Genomic DNA, 21097 nt, shown 5'->3' with positions numbered 1-21097 from the left:
TCTTGCTTGTTTAATGCTACACCGTTTTAACCATTCGAGAAAGCTTAAATGACCCTCGATCAATCTTTCCTACAACTTGATAGCCTAGCCGCTCGTATAATTGTTTCGCACGAGGATTGTTTTCTCGAACTGTTAGCGATAGCTTTGTGAAAGAACGTTCCTTTGCACATGCTTCAGCAAAATCAAGCAACATTCCACCAATACCTAGCCCCCTACTTTCAGGTAGTAGGGCGATCGCACCTATATGGAATTCATCTTTTTTTCCTTCTTCCATCGTCATCATCGCATAGAGGGGGCGTACATTCTTGACTGCATACTTGATCATTTCAAAACGTCTTATTTGCAAAATTTGTTTTGCTGTTGGAAGAACTAATTGATTCATGACACTTGTTGGATAACACGTCACCATTCCGAGGGTTTTGTTTCCAGCTTTTGCTTCATAGGCGAATTCGTGACTAAAGCGATTATTTGTCCCTTCCCACAATCGTCTCATCGTTTCTTCTATAGTAGCAGGATCGTCTGAACCAACAATGGTCTTAGCCATGCTTTCAATAGCCATAATGTTTAGCTTAGCACCAACCCTTGAATGAGGCGAAGCTTCCTCAATTCGAACCGGTTTGGACATATGATCACCCTTCTCCAGAAAAATGAACGTTTTCGTATCAATATACCCTTATAAATAAAACAACATACCCACTAACAAATTTGCACAATGAGAAAAGTTTCTCATTGTGCAAATTGTTGTTTTCCGATATTATAAAAAAGAGTTGAGGTGAAACATAATGAGTGATCATGGATTGCGTGAAAAAAAGAAGATGGAAACTAGACAAGCTTTAGCCGAATCCGCTTTTCAACTTGCTAAAGAACATGGTGTGGATAATTTTATTATTGAAGATATTGTGCAAAAGGCAGGTTACTCTCGTAGAACATTTGCCAATTATTTCTCTTGTAAAGAAGAAGCCATTGCGAACGCATTAACGCTTCTTCACTCTCCTTTAGACTTTCATTATACAGTTACAGAAGAAAGCTTATCACCAATTGATGCCATTCATTTTTTTATTAAACATCGATTTTCACTTGAAATTTTGAACCGGCTACATGAGTTGGTTTGTCTTTCAAAACATCATTCTACGCTAAGACTATATGTGAATGCACTCTTACAAGAGGTGCAAAACTACGCTAAGCAAGGAATGATTGAAAAATTTGGTGAGGCGTATCCTACATCTTATTACCACCTTCTAATGGGGGCTATTTTTAGCGCATTGCTCCCTTTATTTGAAGAAGAAATTAGCATTCAATTTCCTTTAACGGATCAACTGACTGAAAATCAATTTTTTCATTACATCGATCAGATTTTTGAGCAATTACGCGAGGGATTTAACTAGAAAGAAGGAATGAACGCATGTCGACATTGTTTTACAAAATTGGAAAAACAGCCTATTCAAAGCCGTGGTTGTTTATTGCAAGCTGGCTCATTATTTTGAGCGTTGTCATAACTGTCCTCCTAACAGCTGGAGTCAACGTTAGTTCTGAAACGAGAATTGATGGCACAGAGTCCCAGGATATCCTTGATCGACTTGAAGAAGATTTCCCTATGGCTTCAGGAGGACAGGGAAGTATTCTTTTTCACTCAACTGGAAATGTGGCTGTGGATGCCCCTGAACAGATTGAATCGTTACTGACCGCCATTCAATCGATTTACGAGCTTAATTTTGTGGTTAACCCAATGGAGATTCTAGCAGATGGGGGAACTAGCTACGGACAAGAAGCATTGGCACAAATGGCAGAAGCGATGCCGGAAAGCGAAGCTACTCACCGACCACTTGTTGTCCAAGATTTCCCTGTTCCAGGCATTATGATTTCAGAAGATGGACAAACAGCTTTGTTTCAGTTTCAAATGACCGAACAAGTGGAGAATTTATCTGATGCTGAACTTGATCAACTTATGGATTACGCTTATATGGTCGAGGAAGAGACGATGATTCAAGCCTTGCCGTCTGGTACATTGATTCCTGCTGATATCCCTATAGGCGGAACTCACGAGCTGATTGGTCTCGCAATTGCAGGAATTGTCCTAGTCGTTACCCTAGGCTCATTAGTGGCAGCAGGACTGCCGTTAATTGTTGCTCTCGTGGGCGTTGGGGTCGGTGTTGGCGGAACATTTGCTTTATCAAGTTTGTTTGAAATGAATAGCTTAACACCAGTATTGGCTCTTATGGTCGGCTTAGCCGTTGGAATTGATTACGCTTTGTTTATCGTCAATCGTCAGCGCAAGCTTATTTTCGATGAGCAGTTGACTGCAAAAGAAGCTGCCGCTAGAGCTATAGGGACAGCAGGAAGCGCCGTTTTCTTTGCTGGTCTAACCGTTATCATTGCTTTATGCGGATTACTGGTCATCGGTATCTCTTTCTTAAGCAGTATGGCACTTGTAGCTTCCATGACAGTGTTCTTAGATGTTCTTGTCGCATTAACTCTATTACCAGCTCTTCTTGGTTTAGCAGGTGAACGAATCGTGTCTCGAAAAGCTAGAGAGCGCTATGCTAAAAAAGATCATGCACAACCAACCGTTGCAAACTATTGGATACAATTTTTACTAAAGGGAAAATGGGTAATTATCCCCTTATTAATTGTTTTATTAGCAACACTAGCAGTCCCAGTTACCCAAATGAATCTTGGCATGCCTTCTGGTGCTAGCGCCAATCAAGATACGGTGGAGAGACAAAGTTATGATCGGATTACGGACGCATTTGGCGAGGGCTACAACGGTACTTTAGCTCTAGTAGCAGAAGAAGATGACGGCTCTGCCATTGCAATAGAGGAATACGTTCAGCTTCTTTCCTCCTTATCGGAATTAGATGAAGTTGCTGAAGTGTCACCAGGTGGTTTTAATGAGGATGGTACAGTTGGTATAGTAAGTATCACACCTAAACATGGTCCTACAGATTCGGAAACAAAAGAACTAGTTGAATACCTCCGTTCAAATGAATCCATTACTGACGGAACGAACCTTGACATTGGTGTTACGGGCTTAACTGCTATTAATATTGATGTTTCTGAAAATCTAGCTGAAGTTTTTCCGATTTACATTGGGATTATCGTGGTGCTTTCTTTAATCATTTTGCTTGTAGTCTTTCGTTCTCTCATCATACCTATTAAAGCCACTGTTGGCTTTCTTTTAAGTATTTTGGCTACATTCGGTGTGACAACAGCAGTTTTCCAATGGGGCTGGCTCGGTTCATTATTCGGTGTTGATACTGGCGGACCACTATTAAGCTTCATTCCCATAATGGTAACGGGTATTCTTTATGGATTAGCAATGGACTATCAAGTCTTTCTCGTGTCATCTATGAGGGAAGCTTACGTACATGGTCATAAAAAAGACGCTGCCATTAAAACAGGTTATTCGTCTGCAAGTCGAGTTGTTGTTGCAGCAGCACTCATTATGGTATCTGTATTTGCTGGATTTATTTTTACAGATGACATCATGATTAAGCAAGTTGGGTTTGCTCTTGCTATTGGGATTTTAATCGATGCATTCCTCATCCGTATGATATTCGTTCCAGCGGTGATGTCCCTATTTGGCGACACCATCTGGTATTTACCAAAATGGCTGGATAAGCTCTTACCAAATTTAGATATTGAAGGTGAAAAGCTTACCGCATCACTTCATTCGATGAACAAGCAACAGAATTAAATAAAACCCCGAAGCCTTCCTGTATGGGAGGCTTCTTAGCAATAAAAAAGACCGAGCTAGTTCACTCGGTCTTTCCATTCAGAAGCAAGCATTCCGAACACAACATGATCCACATAATGATCGTACAGCCATTCTGCTTGTCTAATTGTTCCTTCGCGTGTAAAGCCTAGTTTCATCGGAACTCTTTGACTCTTTTGATTTTCGGCAGCAGCACGAATTTCCACTTTGTTCATGTTAAGTTGTTGGATCGCATAATTTGTTAAGTCATGGGCAACGGCTGTGACAATCCCTCTACCCTGAACCTTTTCACTCACCCAGTAGCCAATGGAGGCTGTTTTGTTCGCCCAATTCAGCGAATTAAAACTCGCCATTCCAACTACATGACCGTCATACACAATAACCGTGTGAAGCCCATTGTTATCTGCATGACTCTGCAAACAACGCCGAATAAACGTAGCGGTATCGTTTACCTCTTTAATATGATCGAGCCAGGGGAGCCATTCTTTCAAGTACATCCGATTTTCATCGGTTAATGTATAAATTGCATCAGCATCTTGAAAGTCAATTAGTTTTAGTGACAATTGTTCCGTTAGTTTATGTTCAAACATGATGGCACATCCTCTTCTCTATGATTGTCGTTCTAGTTGTGCAAGTCGCCTTTCTAACTGTTCTAGTTGTTTCTTCTGTTCCTTCACAGCAGTTATTGCAATGGCGGAAACCGCAAACGCACCTATGATGAGTACTGGCAGTACCGCTAATCCTATAGATTGGAACACTTCCATTCTTATCACCTCATTATGCCTCTTTTCCTTCGACAAAACGAGAGCAAATCCTGCAAAAAAAATAAGAAACCTTCTTTGAGAAAGGCTTCTTATTACTAGCTTATTTTAATTGTTGCACCGCACGTCGAACGGCTTCACTTACTTCTTGTTGATGCTGATTCGTTTGCATACGATAGGCATCATCAGCATTTGTTAAGTAACCTACTTCAATTAAAACAGCTGGAACATTTGAATCGCGCAGAACTTGGAAATTAGACTGATAGATTCCTCTTGTATAACCAGAGTTTAATCGGCGAATCTCCTTATTAATAGCGCTTGCCTCTTTACTAGATTGGTAGTAATGAGTCTCAAAACCGCGAACATTCGGATCGGCAAAACTATTAGCATGAATGCTAAGAAACAAATCTGCCTGAGCTTGATTTGCTTGGTTCACTCGACTCGAAAGGGAAACAAACTCATCACCTGTTCGCGTTTCAATAACTTCAATGCCATCTGCTGCTAACGTTCGCTTTAGCTCATCCTTATACGCTTTTACTACATGCTTTTCTAAGAGGCCATTTGCAACGGCACCCGAATCATAACCGCCATGTCCAGCGTCAAGTACGACTTTAAACCCTTGTTTAGCTGTTGGCTTATTAACAATAGGAGTAACTGTGGGTGACGTAACCATAGATTGTACGTATTCAGTATGTATAAATCCAATTGCCCCGTTATAGGTTATTTGCGCCCAGTCATTCCCTAAGTCAATGTAATCAATCTGTGTACCATTCGCCAACTGCCCAAGAACGCTTTCAGATTGTCGAGGACCAGACCGAACATTTAGTCCACCTGTTGAAGCGACCACACCTGTCTTCAACTCTACATGCCCTGCTGTTGACGTTGCCTCTGTACTTATTGTGCCACTAATAAATGCTTTACTCACATAGCCCACTTGTCCAGCATACGTTATTTTAACCCAGTCTGTTGACGTGTTAAAATATTCAATTTTATTTCCAGGTTCGAGCTTCCCAATGATGGAGCCTTCTTCAGAAGGAAGATCCCTTACGTTTAATGGCGCGTCACTTTGAACGACACCAACGTTTGTGGACGCGCTCACTTGTTCATACGTCACAAACAGGAGTAAGACGATAATCGATAGGGCTGTCACTGTTTTAAAAAAACGCATTTTCCCCCTCCTTTTAAACTACCTATCGTGCATTCCCGAATATTAGGTTAGCTAAACATAGGTTTCTATGAAACTATCAATGATTCTGTAAATCATACCAAATGAGCAACTTAAATGATATAGGCTTTTTGGTTGAAGGAGATTTTTGCTAGTTTTGTTCCAATGTATTGCCATGTTTCCCTTTTTACTTGCAACACTACCAATTCTTTTAAAAACAAGAATATAGAGCTAACTGAATTTAGTATGTTAAACCCGGTTAGGAGATTTCATGGGAAAAGTTAAGGGCCAATCAACACAAAAAAGCGCATCCGTTTAGTGAATCCGATGCGCTACTTTATATGGTTTATTTCCAATGCAATAGTTTTCTCTCAATAAAAACAAGGAGCGCATTCACGCCTAAGCCAATAACAGAGATGGTTAGGATACCCACATACATATTTGGAATCTGAAACGTGTGTTGACTGCTAATGATTAAATACCCCAACCCTGCTTTAGCTCCAATCATTTCTGCAGCAACTAAAACTAAAATTGATGACGCGGCTGCTAAGCGTAAACCGACAAAAATCGTTGGCACAGACGCTGGCAAGATAATTTTTACAAATAAGCGATAGGGAGTCAACGCTAGCGATTTCCCCGCTTTTATAAATAAGGGATCCACATTCCGAACGGCACTAATCGTACTGATAAGAATGGGAAAGAAACATGCGTAGATAACCACCGCCACTTTTGAAAGCTCCCCTATTCCGAGCAACAAGATAAAAACAGGCAACACCGCTAACGCTGCTGTATTACGGAACAATTCTAAAAGAGGGGTCAACCATTTACTAAATGTTGTAAACCACCCAATCACGAGCCCGAGAGGAATCGCCATGATCATCCCTACTAAAAATCCAATGATCGATCGCGTAATGCTAGCGCTGATATGTGAAAATAACTGACCATTTAGTATTAACTCCAAGCCACTTGCGAGAACAGTAGAGAAAGGTGGCATAAAAACAGCATCAACCATACCTAGTCGAGGTGCAAGTTCCCATAATAAAAAGAAAAGCGCAATGGCTGTTATGGACTTAAGAAACGATAGACTCTGGAAGACAAAACGGTTAAACCGGGCTGACCATTGCCGATTTGCTTCAGGCACATGGGTTACACGTTCCATGCATTCACCTCCTGATCTCCATGAAGCAAGTTCCACACGTTTTGTCTATGCACAGCAAATGCTGGTAATGAACGGGGATCTTCATTTCTTTTCGTTTCAAATAACGGTGTATCCACAATATGAGAGATTCTTCCAGGTCGTTGACTCATTACCCCAACACGTTGGCCAAGGACAATCGCTTCGTCGATGCTATGTGTAATAAATACAATCGTTTTATTTGTTTTCCTCCAAATCTCCAGTAATTCTAATTGAAGGCTTTCTCGTGTTTGAGCGTCAAGTGCTCCAAACGGTTCATCCATCAGAAGAACCTCAGGGTCATAGGCTAAGCTTCGTGCAATGGCAACCCGCTGCTTCATCCCTCCTGATAACTGATGGGGATACGTCTCTTCAAACCCTTTTAACCCAACAAGCTCGATATACGAAGCCGCCTTCACTAGACGTTCTTTACGCTTTAACCCTAACTCTTCTAAGCCAATGGCTACATTTTCAATGGTTGTCCTCCATGGCAATAGCGCATATTGTTGAAACACAAACCCCCGAGTTAAACTCGGGTTAGACACCCGCTCTCCATTCACAACGATGCGCCCTTGGCTAGGTAACTGTAAACCAGCAAGCAAATCGAGCAAAGTAGACTTGCCACATCCGCTTGGGCCGACAATAACAAAGAATTCTCCCTTTTTAATAGATAGGCTTAAGTTTGAAATGGCGGTGACGGTGTCGTTTCGGTTTCCTTTAAATTGATGGGTCATATTATCTACTTGAATTGCGACGTCCTGCACCTTATTCATTCCCTTCCTCTAATTCATTAAAGTATGGATTAAATCGATTGGTATACACTTCCTCCATTTGTGTTTCACCTTTTGAGATTCGACCTTCTTCTACTAACCAATCTTCCCATCGCTCGAAATCAACCTGACGAATCGCACCTCCAGGAGATTCGATGCCACTACTTTTCCAGTAATCAATTAAATCAGTTTGTTCATTTCGTCCTCTTGTTTCCACAATTTCTCGCATTCGTTCCCGCACAATTTCTGCTTCATTCTCCTTCATCCATTCAATGGCTCTTGCCATTCCATTCACAAAAATTTCGACCGCCTCAGGTTGTTCTTCTATGTAATCATCTCTAAAGACGATACTACCTGCATTAAATGGACCAAATAAATCGATATCTTTAAAAAGCGGCCGCAATCCACCCGTTTCCAATGCTTTATCCCGAATGATACCGCTTAGCGTCGTCACTTCCAACTGTCCAGAACGTAGTGCCTGTTCACCTGACGCAGGAGGAATAATGATTCGGCCGATGTCGTCGACCTGACTTTTCGATAATCCATTCTGTCTCGCATATTCGACTGTTGAAAATTCATGATGGGCGCCTAACGTATTAACACCGACATTTCCACCGATTAAATCGTCCGCTTCTTGAATTGGACTGTCTTCCAAGACATAGTAACCTGCATACGTTTCTTCATCAGACCCATAATAATGAATGACCGATGTCACACCTGCACCTGCATAGTGCAACTGAAGAATGGCACCATTAAACGCTCCTCCAAACTCTACATCCCCTGTCATCGTTGCTTGAATACTCTCCGGCCCACTAGTGCCATCACCAATCCATTCCAACTTGATCCCGTTCATATAACCTAGGTCATCAGCCAGCTCCCACGGCATGACAGTATTTGCTGTTCCTTGATAGCGAAGAACAGGAATTCCCTCTTCCACTTGAGCACTCGTATGGTTTGAACAAGAAGCTAAGATGATGCCCCCAAAAATCAACATTGATTGTCTCCAATTCAACTCAACCACCTCCTTAACGCTGCAACACCTCTGCATTATGAGGTTTTTTTAATCCCAAATGGTCACGCAACGTTGTCCCTTCATAGCTCGTACGGAATAAGCCTCTTTCTTGCAAAATAGGAATAACTTTCTTAATAAATGCTTCTAGTCCATCAGGTAAAAGTGGTGCCATAATGTTAAAACCATCTGCAGCACCATTTTCAAACCAATCCTGTAGCTGATCTGCAATTTGTTCAGGTGTGCCATAAATTTCACGATGCCCTCTCGCACCTGCAATATGCTGATACAATTGACGAATGGTCAAGTTCTCTACTTTTGCCAGCTTCGTCACAAGCTCAAATCGTGTTTTCGCCCCATTATTCGTTTCAACTGGAGGAAGTTCTGGGAGTGGACCATCGAGCGGATAGCCAGATAAATCAAAGTTTAACAACCCTGATAACAAGCGAATCCCCGCTTCTTCTGGTATTAACGAGCGAAAATGTGCCGCTTTCTCTTTCGCTTCCTCCTCTGTCTTTCCGATGATCGGCATTACACCAGGCATTACTTTTAAGTCATCTACAGTCCGACCGTATTTGACCAATCGTTGCTTCACATCTCGATAAAATACTTCTGCATCTTTTCTTGTTTTCCAAGCGGTAAAAATAACCTCAGCTGATGAAGCGGCTAATTCTTTCCCAGGCTCAGACGATCCGGCTTGCACAATTACTGGGTGACCTTGAACGGGACGGGGTATATTTAATGGACCGGGAACAGAGAAAAAATGGCCTTCATGATCGATGGTGCGCACTTTGGACGAATCTGTAAAACGTCCTGCTTCCTTATCCAGAACAATGGCATCTTCATCCCAACTAGCCCAAAGCTTCTTCGTCACCTTCAAGCTTTCCGTTGCACGTTCGTATCGTAGTGAATGGTCATAATGAGCATCACGACTAAAATTTAACGCTTCGTAAGCATTGCCACTCGTTACCACATTCCAGGCCGCTCGACCATTACTTAAATGATCAATGGTTCCAAACGCACGAGCAAGGTAATACGGTTCATAGAAACTCGTCGATGCAGTAGCGCACAATCCAATACGCGACGTTGCATAGGTCATCGCAGATAAGAGTAGAATAGGATCTAAGCGAGCCGTCACGCTATGCGAGACATCTTCTTCTCGTTTCGTCCGGTCTGCATAATGATCTGCAAAAAATACCATATCGAAGAGCCCTTTTTCCGCTAGCTGAGCTAAACGGACATAATACTCTGCCGAGAGCCATTCCTTTGCATCGTTTGCACTATCCTCGTGCCTCCACGCTGCTACATGATGACCAGGCGTCATAAGAAACGCTCCTAAATGCATCTGTCGATTTGCCATTACGTACCCACTCCTTCATTTAAATTAAAAAAACACTATGAAAACCGGCTTTACGCACGTCTCCAGTGTTCTGGTCGACTCTGTTTATACGTTTGTATAAGAAGCTTGTTTAACGGATTGCTTTAATCTGGAAATAGCTTCATCGATCCTTCTCAATGATCCTGGATCTCGAATACGCCCAATCCCATTTTCTATCTGAACATGGTCACTTAAAACAAAAACCGGCTTAATAATAGAGGTAGCTCCAAGTATATGAAGGACTGGAAGCAAGGAATAATTTAACGATAAATAGTGAGCAATACTGCCGCCAGTTGCTACAGGTAATACCACTTTTCCTAGTAAGGCTCCTTCAGGCAAAAGATCAAGCAACGCTTTTAGCACACCAGGAACGGATGCTTTATAAATGGGGCTGCCAATTACAAGAATGTCTGCCTTCTCAATCTCTGCTTTTACTTTATCCATTGCAGGAGACTGAAACTTTGCCTGCATTAAGTCATCAGCAGGTACGTCAAGTATGTTAATAGTAGACGCACTATAAGGTAGTTCAAACGATTGTTGCACTACTTTTAGTACAGCATTCGTTTTTGATAATCGGTTAGGACTTCCTGATAAAAAAAGAACATGCATCCTATCATCACTCCTTCAGAAATAAAATAAGCCCACCACATCATTCTGGTGAGCTTTCGGTTGACCGATCAGCTTACTATTTATTCAATCTACGCTTCTCTGTACAATCTACTTGTGTGACTTTGCCATTATGTACTGTAATGAGTAATGAACCAAATTCAAGCTTTTGTAGCTGTGTCACAATCTCATCTACGACTTGTTGCTCCACTTTAATCGCCGTTCACCCTCTCTTTTAAATGAATGTGTTCGTTGTTATCATAGACTTTAATCTGATAATTCTTATTTGTCAAGTATGAATTATAAGAAATATCAAATTTGATCATCTACTTTTAACGTTCTCTCAATTCTAAAAAAATAAGAGTCGCTGACAGAGAGCGTCTCTTTAAGCTTTTCTATTTGTGCATCGTCGCAATTTGATACCATATGAAACTAGCCACTGCACCAGTCACCATAAACGCTAGAAAATGAGGCGTCATTTGCTCTATCCCTATTTCAAGACCTCTAAAGAATCGATAAAGCGTCAAGAATCCTGTTGTAACCAGTGGAAAGAAAACGAGCCATATAACGAAAATGAGCCTCTTTTTATTCATACCATTTCTCCTTGCTCTATCCATTTTTGATTCGCCAAACCCCGCCCCCTCCATACGTAAATCCACATCGTTGATAAAAAGACGCATGCTTTGTATCGAAAGTCACTGTGACAATTTCTATACCAGTTGTCTCTGCTTCGACCAGTAGACGCTTCACTAATTTAGCGCCGATACCACTACCTTGATACGATGGGTGCACAATCACATCTTCTATGTACCCATGCTCTAACCCCATCCCACATAGATATCCAAATGCAATGAGCTCCTCGTTCTCTCCTCTCATTCCTGCCCAAAAGGTACAGCGCTCAAAAAGAAGCGGGTAATCTTGATCTCTTCTTGCTCAGCCTACGGTTTCTCTTAATAGGGGTACTTCTTCATCTTCAATGGGAAGGTTCATCCTAACATCAACGTTCATTTGATCACTCTTTTCATTAGACTACAGAACCACTAGGATTCTAAAATGATAATATGCACTTGCTATAGTATAATAACAGCATTAAACAAACGTTTATTTAACTGACATTTTTATGGTGTTTTATAGGAAATAAGCTTAATATTCAGTATAGATAGTCCTACGATGAGGATCTGTTTTAATTATGGTTAGCCATGCTACGAGACTGTTCGTTTCATTTGATTTAAAGAGAGAACATTCTCATACTTAAATACTCTTCGTTGGCGCTTGTTATGACAATAGGCTACAAACCAGCGCTCTTTCAACTGCAATACCGTAATGACTCTTTGCGAAATGATTCCCTTTGTATCTAAATAAATTAATTCAACACAATCTTTACGCTCTAACGCTCGTTGTAAAACGCCTCTGTTCATAGCAAGCCCTCCCTTATTTTCATTCATTATATACGAACGCATATTCTTATTCAAGATCAAAAACAGAAAATACGTTCGTATTTACCTGGTAATTTATAGAACGTTTTTTCGTATCGACGCAAAACTAAGTAGACTTAACACACTCGGCTTTAAGGCGATAATTCAGCGGAAAATCTACATGTCACGACGATCTTACAGAACTTTTTCGAAACAAACGGCTTCTGACCTTCCGATATACTTCCCATAATTGGAAATACGACCATATCCCTTCCCTTCATAAAATTGAACTGCTTTCGTATTGACCCTTCTGGTTTCAAGCCTAATTGTAGAGAAGTTCATTTTTTGAGCTTCTTGTTCTAAAAAACTCAAAAGCCTCGATCCAACTCCAATACTATTTTTTCTTGAGTACATTCTCTTTAATTCAGCTGTTGTTTCAGTTATCGGTCGTAATGCCCCACAACCAATTGGCTCTCCGTTGTATCGACAAATGGCAAAGATTGCCCGTGCGCCGTTCAGATCATTCGTATTGAAGGAACCTTCTCCTGAATCACCAGTAATACATGTTAATCTTTCTGAAAGCTCGCGCATCAAATACGTTGCTTCCTTCGAATTGGCATCCCCCAATTCAATTAGAAATTCGGTCACACATTCTCCTCACTTTCAACGTTAATTGGCAGCACAACAACGAGGCGTTCTCTTCAATAATAAGCCAGTCTTAGTATATCTACTTGGTTTCCTACATTTCTGTGAACAAGCGTTAAATGTTCATCAGTTTGAAAGCGATCGAGCTTCTCACGCTTTCATACAAGAGCTGTAACGTTATTCTTATTCTTTAGTGGGTTAGTAGAATAAAAGAGGATACTGATTTTCTGTTACAACACCTTGCTTCGATACTTTTGGTGAAGCCTTTCTTTACACTCATCCCAGCTCAATGTTTTTGTTGTTGTTGAAAATTGGATGTATTGCAATTCATCTGCCAACTGCCTAGAATGTTTCATTGCCCTAAAGTGTGCTCCATGATTTCTAAAAGCCTTCATGTCTTCAGGAGAATGCCAAATTGACATAGTCCAATACGTTAACACGCCTTCTTTTTGATATGAAATGTGTTCGAGTCCCTTCGTTTTACGTATTTGAAAATGTGAGCAAACAGTCATCCAAGTAAATGTTGGCAATGTGTGTATACCTCTTAAATGTAGTCTCGTAATCGATACAATCATATCCCACCTCTTTTTCGCTAAGCTTTACTGACTTCCTGCGTTAAATTGCATGAAAACGTCCCCTATAATCATAATAAAAAAAAGATGACTCTTAGAAAGGAATCCATCAAATGAAAAAAGGTTTAAAATGGATACTTCTTGGTGTTACAGGAATTATCCTTCTTCTAGTGGCAAGTTTCTTCGTTTGGACTCAGTTCACCTATACGGTAATCAATGCTGAAGGTGTGGAATTACATGAACCAATTCCCAAAGAAGATGATTGGATAATTTATTCTGCACCTAATGCGGATATCGGGTTCGTTTTGTATCCTGGGGCGAAAGTAGAACCAGAAGCGTATGCTTACCTTGCGCAAGAATTGTCTCAGCAAGGTATAACGGTAGCCATTCCGTCTGTTACGTTAAACCTCTCGATCTTTGACAGTGCTAAAGCAAAAGAGTTAATTCAAAAGGAACCTGAGCTTCATTGGTTCATAGGTGGGCATTCTATGGGTGGTGCAGCTGCGGCGAAGTATGCGGATACCCATTTAGAGACGATTGAGGGCTTACTTTTATTTGGCTCGTATGCAGCGAGCAATAAATTTTTACACTCCTCTTCTCTCCCAGTCCTTTCTCTTAGTGCATCTGAAGACGGCTTAAGCACACCAGAGAAAATTGAAGCTAATAGCGAAAACCTTCCGAAAACGACCGATTTCATTGAAATTGAAGGCGGCAACCATGCCTATTTTGGTATATACGGTGAACAATCTGGCGACGGGGTCGCAACTCTTTCCGTAGCCGAGCAGCAAAAAGCCATCATCGAGATCGTTGACTCTTGGATAACAGACCAATCAAACGAAAAAGAGGCTGGGACATAACGAAAAGTAGTATTTGAAAAGACGAATAGTCTAAAATATGCTGAGTAGCACCGCTACAGGAGAATCCTTCGCTTTCCGTTCATTTTCATATAAAAGAAACGACGAACGTTCCTATTTTCAGGAATGTTCGTCCTTTTGGTCTGTCTATCTACTTTTGTCCCAGCCTCTTTTTGTGCTAAGTCATGATGATAAAAATTACTTAGACTCTTCTAGGACATTAGTTCCTCAATGGACCGTGTATCTGCTTTAAGAATCTCCTCAAAATGAGTTAACGATTGTTGATATTCCTGTTCTGTAAAGGATGCAAAACCGTCTCTAGGAATAATTAAATGATAACCGAGCATATACGCATCATTCGCAGTGAATTCAATACACATGTTTCCGACAACACCTGTTATAATAAGCGTTTTGGCTTCCATTCTTTTTAAAAGCATATCTAAAGGTGTAGCAAAGAAACCGGAAAATTGAGGCTTAAGAACAGAATATTCATGCTCACTCGGTTTTAATAATGTTGCAATCGGCGAGCCAGGAAGTTCATTTTCAACAATGTAATGATACAGTTGGGTAAATTCAGATTTCCAGTGACCATAATTGTCGTTTACATAGATAACTGGATAACCCTTTTCTTGCATGGTATCTTTTAATTTGGCAATTTGCTGCGCACATGAATAAGAAGCATCATAGAGCTTCTCAGCGTCTTTAAAATCAAAAGGATTAATTAAATCAACGATTAATAAAACCGTATGCTTATCCACCTCTACACACTTCCTTTGAAAAAATACGCGCATTCCTGTTGGCATGCGCGCATAACGAACGTTTATTTTTTATCTTCAAACGAAACGCCATCTTTACGATAATGGATCTTTACGTGAGACAATAGTTCATCGGCCCCTGTTTGAATGGCATCTTCTTGAATTGATTGAATCAGGCTCATAACCGAATCTAAATCTCCTTCAACAACCGTTTCCAGTGGCCCTACTTCGTATCTAAGACCAGATTTTTCGACCAACTGTAACGAATGATCAATCATTCCTCCTGTATGGTCTTCTTTAAGGTTCGGTAGAAGTTGAATACCTGCGAGTACTGTTGACATGTTTTCATCATCTCCCTTTTCTCGTCTATACTATTTCCATAACCGTTCTACAGACGATCAAAACATCTAGCAGGATTCATTCATCCTTTATAGAAGAAACAGGACAAAGACGTTGGAAGGAAGAGATCCCCATATGACAAGAAACCAAAAAACAAAGATTGTTGTTGGTGCTGGTGAGTATCATAATAACCCCGGGTGGCTTCATCTACAAAAAGATGAGCTAAATCTGATAAAACGAGAAGATTGGCTGACTCACTTTGAACCATCGAGCCTTTCTGTTATTTTAGCAGAACACGTCTGGGAACACCTTACCATTGAAGAAGGAATTCAAGCCGCCGCTCTTTGTTATGAATTTTTAAAACCAGGAGGGTATGTTCGTTGTGCCGTACCTGACCGCTATTTCCCTAATGAAGCATACCAGACTGCTGTACAAATAGGTGGACCCGGCCCCTTAGATCATCCTGCTAGTAGCCATAAAGTCGTCCACACCTATCATACACTTTCTTCACTTTTTGAAACAGCTGGCTTTCGCATTTCATTGTTAGAATACCATGATGAGAAGGGTCAGTTTCACCAGAACGACTGGAACAAAGAAGATGGGATGATCTATCGTTCTAAACAATTTGACCATCGCAATGAAAGCGGGACACTCCAATTCGTTTCTTTACTACTTGACGCGAGGAAACCGTGAATTAATTGATAATACCATGGTAAACGACTTTTGTCTGAACCGAGACGGTGAGTGGGATGTTGGCATAGTCTTCCTCCCAATTCATCGCTTCCCAATCTTTATAATGATGTGCACGGATATGCTTGCCAATCCCATAATAATCGCAGTTTGCTTCTTGAATGATTCGCAGTACTTCTTCACACTCGAATTGCAACTGTTTTTGTATTTCTTCGTTTAATTTTATAATGTTTTCCTCAATATACAGTGTATCTTTTGGGTACTCCACTACATTTAATAGTAAATCAAGATTAATGTGAGCAGAGAATTGTTTAGGAGCCTCTTTTTTTATTTTTAGCGTTCTATTTTTTTCTTCAACATCAATAGTCACGTAATTATTGACTCGCCTTTCTTCATTGTCTGTTACACGTGTATTAAAACGTCGTGGTACCCTCCTGTCTATATCCATTAGCAATAACCGCAATGTTTGGTCAGCATTTATACTTCCGCTCATATGGTCGTTATCAAATAACGCTACTCCATCTAATGCAACATTCTCATGGTCAATAACATGCATTAGGGGTAAGACGAAGTCTGTTCCCTTATCAAACAAGGAGCTTAGCACGTCTTCCATCGATGCTTTTGGAATTGATTCCACTTCCTCTAACCCTAACAGCAAATCCCCTAAATAATTACTAATTAGTGGCGTTTCGGCCACTTTCACATGCAACGCTCTCTTTGCATCACCCTCTACTACAGCTAAGCGAGCATTCGTTGTTGAGATAGGTGACCGAAAATGGACATCAAGCAACGAATAAATATTATCCTCGGCAAGCTCTTGACTTAAAAGTGTCACCCGGTTCTTGGAGGCATATAATTCCCCGGACACCTTTCGATCTAAATTCATTCGACTATCACGAGGTGTGTTCCCAACCGCAGAGATAACAGCCGGCTTTTGCGTGCTCACTTGAGCTCCACTTTCATTTGGAGCGCCACCAATTGTGACGATGGTTGTTTCAATTAAGCCTTCATCCGTCTTATCCAGCGCCTGTGAATAAATGAGATTAATGTCTTTCACAAGTCGCTCATCCCAGCACCCAGTTAATAAACATAACGTTATCATTAGTAATATTTGTTTTTTCATAATGGCCGCTCCTTTTTTCTCACACTTGATAAAAGCACCAATAAGAGAGGGAGCAAAAAAGTTAAATATGCACTTGGCTTATTAATGTACGTGACCATTTGGCTAAACTCGTTAATAGAAGTAGGCAAAAATTCAATGGTAAAGGTTAGGATTAGAAGCGTGATGGCAATAAGACGATAACGCGTCGTTTGCAGAAAGTCCATCACTCCGATTGTACCGCAGTAAACAAAGATGACGTACGTTGTAATAATACTAATAGACCAAAAGGACAGAAAAATTAAATCTAGCCTCTCGATTATGGTTAGCGAGAACGATTTGATCATATACAAATAAGGCTCAGGTAGAAGTTTCATTTCCCCATGACTAAAAGTGAGAAATGAAGTGAGCAGCACAATCGTATAAATAAGTGCTACCGTCCAATGGGCTGCTGATACTATTTTAAACTTCTCCTTTGGCGTTCCTTTCACATGGGGGAAAACAACCGCCACCACAATAAAGCCGTTTATCGAGAACATGGAAGCAAGTACACCCTTTAAAATTGCTGAGAAATCAGCTACTCCTAGCGGCAATAGATTTAAATAATCCCCATAAATAAAGGCATACCCGACCATAACTGGAATGGTGAGGACAATTGGTGCTGTCAGAACGAGCATACGGCCAATGGATTTAAGTGTTGAAAATAACATCGGTACACAAGCTAACAAAAAGAGAAACATAAAAACAGGTTCAGGGGTTTTGTTTAAAATCCAGATTGCTATAAGCTGCGTAAATCCTTTTAAGACGAGTCCTGCTATTAAGATAAAGTAGACGATGAATAACAGAACAATAAACTTCCCTATCCATTTCCCACAAACTTTTTCACAAACTTTAAAAAGCGAATCATGGGGATACCGTTTGTGTATGATATACAAGCAATAAAGAACTATTTGAACAATGACACTTGCAAGTAATAAGGAAAGCCATCCATCTGTCTTGGCAAACTGATAAATATGATTTGGTAGTGAAAAAAGACCAACACCAATTTGAGCGTGCATAAAAAACCAATAGAGTTGTGTCTTTCCTAATATTGGGGCTTGCTCCATAGTGAGAGTCCTTTCTTATTTTTTTTGATCTCCGTTTAAGGGATGGCTTGAAGACGTATCCGTGTGACGTTGAATAAGCCAAACTGGGAAGCGCATAATGGCATCCTTAAGCCCTTTTCTATTAAAAGGAGCAATGGGTGTTAAATAAGGAGTACCAAAAGATTCCAGTTTAATTAAATGCATTAAAATGACAAAAAACGTTAAAACCACCCCAATTAACCCAAATGTCGCTGCCGAAATCATAAGCGGAAAACGTGATAATCTTATGACTGAACTCATCTCTGGGCTCGGAATAACAAAGGAGGATATAGCTGTAACAGCCACTACGATAATCATGATATTTGATACTAACCCTGCATTAACCACGGCTTCACCAATAACTAACCCTCCAACAATGCCAATGGTTTGACCAATTGGGGCAGGAAGCCGTAATCCTGCTTCACGAATCAATTCAATAGTAAACTCCATAATTAACGCCTCCACAAGGGGAGGATACGGAATGTTCTGTAGTGAACTTTTTACCGATATGATTAATGGTTGTGGAATAATTTCAAAGTGAAATGCCACAAGAGAAATATACAAAGAAGGAAGCAAAATCGAGATGAGTAAAGCAATCATTCTTACTAGCCTTAAAAAACTCCCTAAAACAAAATGGACATTGTAATCATCAACAGACTGCATAAAACTAAAAAACGATACAGGCAAAATTAATGCTGTTGGGTTTCCTTCAATTAATAAGACAATTCTACCCTCTGCCAGATTCCCAACCGTTGAATCAGGACGCTCTGTATACAGAATCTGCGGGAAAAACGTTTTCTTTGCTCCTTGTAATCGTTCATTTAGCGTTCCTGGCGAGCTAATCATATCTTGCTTTATATTGCTTAGCTTCTCTTTTATGTCTTTCACAATCGTTGGATCCGCTCTTCCTTCAATGTAAACCATTGCGACTTCTTTTTTTACCGATTGACCAACCACTTGGGTTTGAATAACAAGGTCTTCGATTCGTGCGGTTTTACGAATTAAGCTTAAATTGGTCGTCAAGTCTTCAATAAATCCATCATGGGAACCTCGTAAAGCACGATCATTAATGGGCTCTTCAATGGATCGGTTCTGTGTAGTTGGTGTCTTCAGCGCAAGAAATTGAAAGGATGAAGAGCCAAACACAAGAATGGCGTGACCAGTCCAACATAGAGGCAAGCACGCTTCTGCTGAATGCAGCCTTTCCATAGATACGTTCACTTGACTTTCTATAGCTGAAAGAGAAAGCGCCTCTTTTTGCATAAATGATTGATACAAAACTTGCTCTAACCACTTTTCATCTACCATTGTATCTAAATAAATAAGGATACCTTGCTCGCCTTGAATCTTCATCGGTCGTCTTACCACATCGCTTGAATGATGAAGCTCTTGCCGAAAGAAAGATTCGATTTCAGTTAACGTTTTCATAAACAGTTCCCTTCCTTAGTACCGTTAATTTTCACAAAAAAGACCGTAGTTATGCAGAAACTGCTTTTTTCGAATGAGAACATAAAAAAACACACTACCGTATTGGTAATGTGAACAGGTTTCGCTAGTTTATAAATGCCTTACGCCTTCGTTTCACATAGAGTCATTAAGCATGTTTGTTTCTTATTGAATCCCGCACACTTTTAGGCTCCCTCTTTCGTTCTACGACTAAAACAGCCGCATAAAGCACAAAGAGTATCCCAACGATTTGCCAAAACGTTAACTCTTCTCCTAAAAAGAACAGACCCGTCATAACCGCTACAAGAGGTTCTACCGTTGCTAGAATGGATGCTCTACTTGCTTCTAAATGCTTCAAGCCGATGGTATAGAAAACATAACCAGCTACTGTTGAGATCAACGCCAGCAAGAAGGCGCTCATTAACACTTCCACATTTAAAAATAAGGACCCTTTTTGAATGGTATTGCTACTCAACACCATACATACACTTGCGTAAAAAAACACGTATGTTGTTATTGTCATAACAGAAAACTTTCTAGTAACAGGCTTTGTCACAATACTATACAGCGCATAAAAAAAACCAGACAATAAGCCAAACCCTAATAGATGTAACGAAACTTCTTGTTGACCAACTGGAAAGAAACCAACCACGAATGCACAACCGAGTACAGCTAATCCAAGAGCCATTACTTTACGCCACGTCAATGGTTCCTTAAAAAAGAGACGCGATAAAAGCGTAACAAATACTGGCCCTGTATAAAGCAACGTTACAGCAACGGATAGACTTGATTTAGAAAACACGTCAAAATAGAAATAATTAAAAAACACGATGCTAATGATACCAGCAGATGCAAAGAAGATGTGATCTTTCCAATGAGCCTTTAGTTGCTCTCGATAAAAGGCCATCATTATTCCGCTTAAGAGAACAAACGTACACACAACTCGTATCGTCACAACATCCCACGATGTAAATCCTGCCTTATATAAGGGAGCAATGAAAAGACCGATTAAGCCCCAACAAGCGGCTCCTAAAATGGTAGCACCATAGATGTAGCGTGAACGCATATAAGCTTCCCTCCATTCTTTGTAGGTTTATTCTAGCATGCCGTTTTACGTCAGTTGCTTTTTTCCAGCTCTTCACACGTACCTCCCTTTTTTGTTATGTAAATATTTTTTAAAGAATGTGTGGATGATTTCGGCTATGTTTCTATTTACTGACGAGAAATGATGAGAAGTTGTGGATATCGTTGAAAACCTTAGAACAGGAAGCTATACTTGGTGAAAACATCGAAAACGAAATCCCAAAGGGGAGTAGCATAATAGTAGCTGTCGTCATTACAGGAGAAATCCTCGGCACTACTGGCAACGTTATTGTTGCTTGCGAGACCTTTGTCCATTCTGGTGGGCAAAGGTCTTTTTTGTTACCCTTTGCCGCCACCATTAAAGGAGAATACCATATGGGTAAATTGATGAAGCTTCTAAAATCACAAGCGGTACGGCAAGGGATAAAACAAGCTCAAAAGCACATTATTCCACTTGTAAAAAAAGAACTTAAAAAACGAAAAGGGTTAAAGTAAGGATG

Annotated in this window: 25 protein-coding genes and 1 pseudogene; 5 read left to right on the top strand and 21 right to left on the bottom strand. The window is 40.4% G+C overall.

The genetic code is table 11. From position 1 onward, the window contains the following. Positions 1-16: 16 nt before the first annotated feature. Positions 17-625, bottom strand: coding sequence for a GNAT family N-acetyltransferase (locus E2L03_RS08270; RefSeq protein ID WP_038476658.1), 609 nt, complete (start codon positions 623-625; stop codon positions 17-19). Between the two features lie 157 nt (positions 626-782). Between E2L03_RS08270 and E2L03_RS08265 the strand changes: the two genes are divergently transcribed. Both E2L03_RS08265 and E2L03_RS08260 read left to right on the top strand, forming a co-directional pair. Next, positions 783-1385: a TetR/AcrR family transcriptional regulator gene (locus E2L03_RS08265; protein WP_134258907.1), complete on the top strand. Its 603-nt coding sequence runs from the start codon at positions 783-785 to the stop codon at positions 1383-1385. Positions 1386-1402: 17 nt separating this feature from the next. Further along, positions 1403-3694: an MMPL family transporter gene (locus E2L03_RS08260; RefSeq protein ID WP_134258906.1), complete on the top strand. Its 2292-nt coding sequence runs from the start codon at positions 1403-1405 to the stop codon at positions 3692-3694. Positions 3695-3750: 56 nt separating this feature from the next. Here E2L03_RS08260 and E2L03_RS08255 read toward each other — a convergent pair whose 3' ends face one another. The 14 genes and pseudogenes from E2L03_RS08255 to E2L03_RS08195 all read right to left on the bottom strand — a co-directional run bounded on the left by E2L03_RS08255 (position 3751) and on the right by E2L03_RS08195 (position 13210). Next, positions 3751-4302 carry a GNAT family N-acetyltransferase gene (locus tag E2L03_RS08255; protein WP_124741282.1) on the bottom strand — a complete coding sequence of 184 codons (552 nt, stop codon included), beginning with the start codon at positions 4300-4302 and terminating at the stop codon, positions 3751-3753. An 18-nt stretch (positions 4303-4320) separates the two neighbouring features. Further along, positions 4321-4476: a hypothetical protein gene (locus E2L03_RS20320; protein WP_158318483.1), complete on the bottom strand. Its 156-nt coding sequence runs from the start codon at positions 4474-4476 to the stop codon at positions 4321-4323. 100 nt (positions 4477-4576) lie between these two features. Next, complete coding sequence (locus tag E2L03_RS08250; RefSeq protein ID WP_134258905.1) at positions 4577-5641, bottom strand: N-acetylmuramoyl-L-alanine amidase family protein; 1065 nt, start codon at positions 5639-5641, stop codon at positions 4577-4579. Between the two features lie 343 nt (positions 5642-5984). Then, complete coding sequence (locus E2L03_RS08245; protein ID WP_038476643.1) at positions 5985-6797, bottom strand: ABC transporter permease; 813 nt, start codon at positions 6795-6797, stop codon at positions 5985-5987. Next, positions 6785-7585, bottom strand: coding sequence for an ABC transporter ATP-binding protein (locus E2L03_RS08240; protein WP_124741280.1), 801 nt, complete (start codon positions 7583-7585; stop codon positions 6785-6787). The genes E2L03_RS08245 and E2L03_RS08240 overlap by 13 nt, the downstream gene beginning before the upstream one ends. Further along, positions 7578-8603, bottom strand: coding sequence for an ABC transporter substrate-binding protein (locus E2L03_RS08235; RefSeq protein WP_437183229.1), 1026 nt, complete (start codon positions 8601-8603; stop codon positions 7578-7580). The genes E2L03_RS08240 and E2L03_RS08235 overlap by 8 nt, the downstream gene beginning before the upstream one ends. 4 nt (positions 8604-8607) lie before the next feature. Further along, positions 8608-9951 (bottom strand): LLM class flavin-dependent oxidoreductase, encoded by a 1344-nt coding sequence (locus E2L03_RS08230; RefSeq protein WP_038476637.1) that lies wholly within the window; start codon positions 9949-9951, stop codon positions 8608-8610. Positions 9952-10035: 84 nt separating this feature from the next. Continuing rightward, positions 10036-10578 (bottom strand): NADPH-dependent FMN reductase, encoded by a 543-nt coding sequence (gene ssuE, locus E2L03_RS08225; protein ID WP_038476634.1) that lies wholly within the window; start codon positions 10576-10578, stop codon positions 10036-10038. Positions 10579-10654: 76 nt separating this feature from the next. Then, the gene (locus E2L03_RS08220; protein ID WP_241741823.1) at positions 10655-10786 is read right to left on the bottom strand and encodes a YezD family protein; all 132 of its coding nucleotides are present in this window, start codon (positions 10784-10786) and stop codon (positions 10655-10657) included. Between the two features lie 184 nt (positions 10787-10970). Continuing rightward, positions 10971-11168, bottom strand: a complete 198-nt coding sequence (locus tag E2L03_RS08215) for a hypothetical protein (RefSeq protein WP_124741277.1) — start codon at positions 11166-11168, stop codon at positions 10971-10973. A gap of 16 nt (positions 11169-11184) precedes the next feature. Beyond that, positions 11185-11466: pseudogene (locus E2L03_RS08210) on the bottom strand (GNAT family N-acetyltransferase); the annotation flags it as partial. Positions 11467-11777: 311 nt separating this feature from the next. Next, on the bottom strand, positions 11778-11993 hold the full coding sequence (locus E2L03_RS08205) for a hypothetical protein (RefSeq protein WP_055735500.1): 216 nt from the start codon (positions 11991-11993) through the stop codon (positions 11778-11780). A gap of 192 nt (positions 11994-12185) precedes the next feature. Continuing rightward, complete coding sequence (locus E2L03_RS08200) at positions 12186-12638, bottom strand: GNAT family N-acetyltransferase (RefSeq protein WP_197196485.1); 453 nt, start codon at positions 12636-12638, stop codon at positions 12186-12188. A 227-nt stretch (positions 12639-12865) separates the two neighbouring features. Further along, positions 12866-13210, bottom strand: a complete 345-nt coding sequence (locus E2L03_RS08195; protein WP_124741276.1) for a DUF3291 domain-containing protein — start codon at positions 13208-13210, stop codon at positions 12866-12868. Between the two features lie 110 nt (positions 13211-13320). Here E2L03_RS08195 and E2L03_RS08190 point away from each other — a divergent pair, with 110 nt between their 5' ends. Beyond that, complete coding sequence (locus tag E2L03_RS08190) at positions 13321-14064, top strand: alpha/beta family hydrolase (protein WP_134258904.1); 744 nt, start codon at positions 13321-13323, stop codon at positions 14062-14064. Between the two features lie 209 nt (positions 14065-14273). Here E2L03_RS08190 and E2L03_RS08185 read toward each other — a convergent pair whose 3' ends face one another. Both E2L03_RS08185 and E2L03_RS08180 read right to left on the bottom strand, forming a co-directional pair. Further along, entirely contained in the window at positions 14274-14819 is a 546-nt protein-coding gene (locus E2L03_RS08185) for a cysteine hydrolase family protein (RefSeq protein WP_243839514.1), read from the bottom strand. Between the two features lie 62 nt (positions 14820-14881). Beyond that, positions 14882-15157 (bottom strand): thiamine-binding protein, encoded by a 276-nt coding sequence (locus E2L03_RS08180; RefSeq protein WP_038476614.1) that lies wholly within the window; start codon positions 15155-15157, stop codon positions 14882-14884. 133 nt (positions 15158-15290) lie between these two features. Between E2L03_RS08180 and E2L03_RS08175 the strand changes: the two genes are divergently transcribed. After that, positions 15291-15848, top strand: a complete 558-nt coding sequence (locus E2L03_RS08175; protein WP_095149517.1) for a class I SAM-dependent methyltransferase — start codon at positions 15291-15293, stop codon at positions 15846-15848. A 1-nt stretch (position 15849) separates the two neighbouring features. Here the strand turns inward: E2L03_RS08175 and E2L03_RS08170 are convergent, their stop codons facing one another. From E2L03_RS08170 to E2L03_RS08155, 4 genes are all read right to left on the bottom strand, one after another. Beyond that, positions 15850-16968: a Ger(x)C family spore germination protein gene (locus tag E2L03_RS08170; protein WP_134258902.1), complete on the bottom strand. Its 1119-nt coding sequence runs from the start codon at positions 16966-16968 to the stop codon at positions 15850-15852. Continuing rightward, positions 16965-18050: a GerAB/ArcD/ProY family transporter gene (locus tag E2L03_RS08165; protein WP_038476607.1), complete on the bottom strand. Its 1086-nt coding sequence runs from the start codon at positions 18048-18050 to the stop codon at positions 16965-16967. The genes E2L03_RS08170 and E2L03_RS08165 overlap by 4 nt, the downstream gene beginning before the upstream one ends. Positions 18051-18065: 15 nt before the next feature. Beyond that, positions 18066-19496 (bottom strand): spore germination protein, encoded by a 1431-nt coding sequence (locus E2L03_RS08160; protein WP_134258901.1) that lies wholly within the window; start codon positions 19494-19496, stop codon positions 18066-18068. A gap of 166 nt (positions 19497-19662) precedes the next feature. Next, the gene (locus tag E2L03_RS08155) at positions 19663-20580 is read right to left on the bottom strand and encodes a DMT family transporter (RefSeq protein WP_134258900.1); all 918 of its coding nucleotides are present in this window, start codon (positions 20578-20580) and stop codon (positions 19663-19665) included. A 182-nt stretch (positions 20581-20762) separates the two neighbouring features. Here E2L03_RS08155 and E2L03_RS08150 point away from each other — a divergent pair, with 182 nt between their 5' ends. Continuing rightward, on the top strand, positions 20763-21092 hold the full coding sequence (locus tag E2L03_RS08150) for a hypothetical protein (protein ID WP_134258899.1): 330 nt from the start codon (positions 20763-20765) through the stop codon (positions 21090-21092). Positions 21093-21097 lie beyond the last annotated feature (5 nt).

Origin of the sequence: Shouchella oshimensis (genome assembly GCF_004375095.1) — a bacterium.
GTDB classification, from domain to species: domain Bacteria; phylum Bacillota; class Bacilli; order Bacillales; family Bacillaceae_D; genus Shouchella; species Shouchella oshimensis.
This window is presented reverse-complemented; position numbering and strand designations above follow the sequence as displayed.

Coding starts and splice junctions, on each gene's coding strand:
- E2L03_RS08240 (WP_124741280.1), bottom strand. CDS start 7,585: ATGAATAAGGTGCAGGACGTCGCAATTCAAGTAGATAATATGACCCAT.
- E2L03_RS08165 (WP_038476607.1), bottom strand. CDS start 18,050: ATGGAGCAAGCCCCAATATTAGGAAAGACACAACTCTATTGGTTTTTT.
- E2L03_RS08160 (WP_134258901.1), bottom strand. CDS start 19,496: ATGAAAACGTTAACTGAAATCGAATCTTTCTTTCGGCAAGAGCTTCAT.
- E2L03_RS20320 (WP_158318483.1), bottom strand. CDS start 4,476: ATGGAAGTGTTCCAATCTATAGGATTAGCGGTACTGCCAGTACTCATC.
- E2L03_RS08215 (WP_124741277.1), bottom strand. CDS start 11,168: ATGAATAAAAAGAGGCTCATTTTCGTTATATGGCTCGTTTTCTTTCCA.
- ssuE (WP_038476634.1), bottom strand. CDS start 10,578: ATGCATGTTCTTTTTTTATCAGGAAGTCCTAACCGATTATCAAAAACG.
- E2L03_RS08245 (WP_038476643.1), bottom strand. CDS start 6,797: ATGGAACGTGTAACCCATGTGCCTGAAGCAAATCGGCAATGGTCAGCC.
- E2L03_RS08170 (WP_134258902.1), bottom strand. CDS start 16,968: ATGAAAAAACAAATATTACTAATGATAACGTTATGTTTATTAACTGGG.
- E2L03_RS08265 (WP_134258907.1), top strand. CDS start 783: ATGAGTGATCATGGATTGCGTGAAAAAAAGAAGATGGAAACTAGACAA.
- E2L03_RS08175 (WP_095149517.1), top strand. CDS start 15,291: ATGACAAGAAACCAAAAAACAAAGATTGTTGTTGGTGCTGGTGAGTAT.
- E2L03_RS08195 (WP_124741276.1), bottom strand. CDS start 13,210: ATGATTGTATCGATTACGAGACTACATTTAAGAGGTATACACACATTG.
- E2L03_RS08260 (WP_134258906.1), top strand. CDS start 1,403: ATGTCGACATTGTTTTACAAAATTGGAAAAACAGCCTATTCAAAGCCG.
- E2L03_RS08180 (WP_038476614.1), bottom strand. CDS start 15,157: ATGTCAACAGTACTCGCAGGTATTCAACTTCTACCGAACCTTAAAGAA.
- E2L03_RS08270 (WP_038476658.1), bottom strand. CDS start 625: ATGTCCAAACCGGTTCGAATTGAGGAAGCTTCGCCTCATTCAAGGGTT.
- E2L03_RS08255 (WP_124741282.1), bottom strand. CDS start 4,302: ATGTTTGAACATAAACTAACGGAACAATTGTCACTAAAACTAATTGAC.
- E2L03_RS08155 (WP_134258900.1), bottom strand. CDS start 20,580: ATGCGTTCACGCTACATCTATGGTGCTACCATTTTAGGAGCCGCTTGT.
- E2L03_RS08250 (WP_134258905.1), bottom strand. CDS start 5,641: ATGCGTTTTTTTAAAACAGTGACAGCCCTATCGATTATCGTCTTACTC.
- E2L03_RS08230 (WP_038476637.1), bottom strand. CDS start 9,951: ATGGCAAATCGACAGATGCATTTAGGAGCGTTTCTTATGACGCCTGGT.
- E2L03_RS08190 (WP_134258904.1), top strand. CDS start 13,321: ATGAAAAAAGGTTTAAAATGGATACTTCTTGGTGTTACAGGAATTATC.
- E2L03_RS08205 (WP_055735500.1), bottom strand. CDS start 11,993: ATGAACAGAGGCGTTTTACAACGAGCGTTAGAGCGTAAAGATTGTGTT.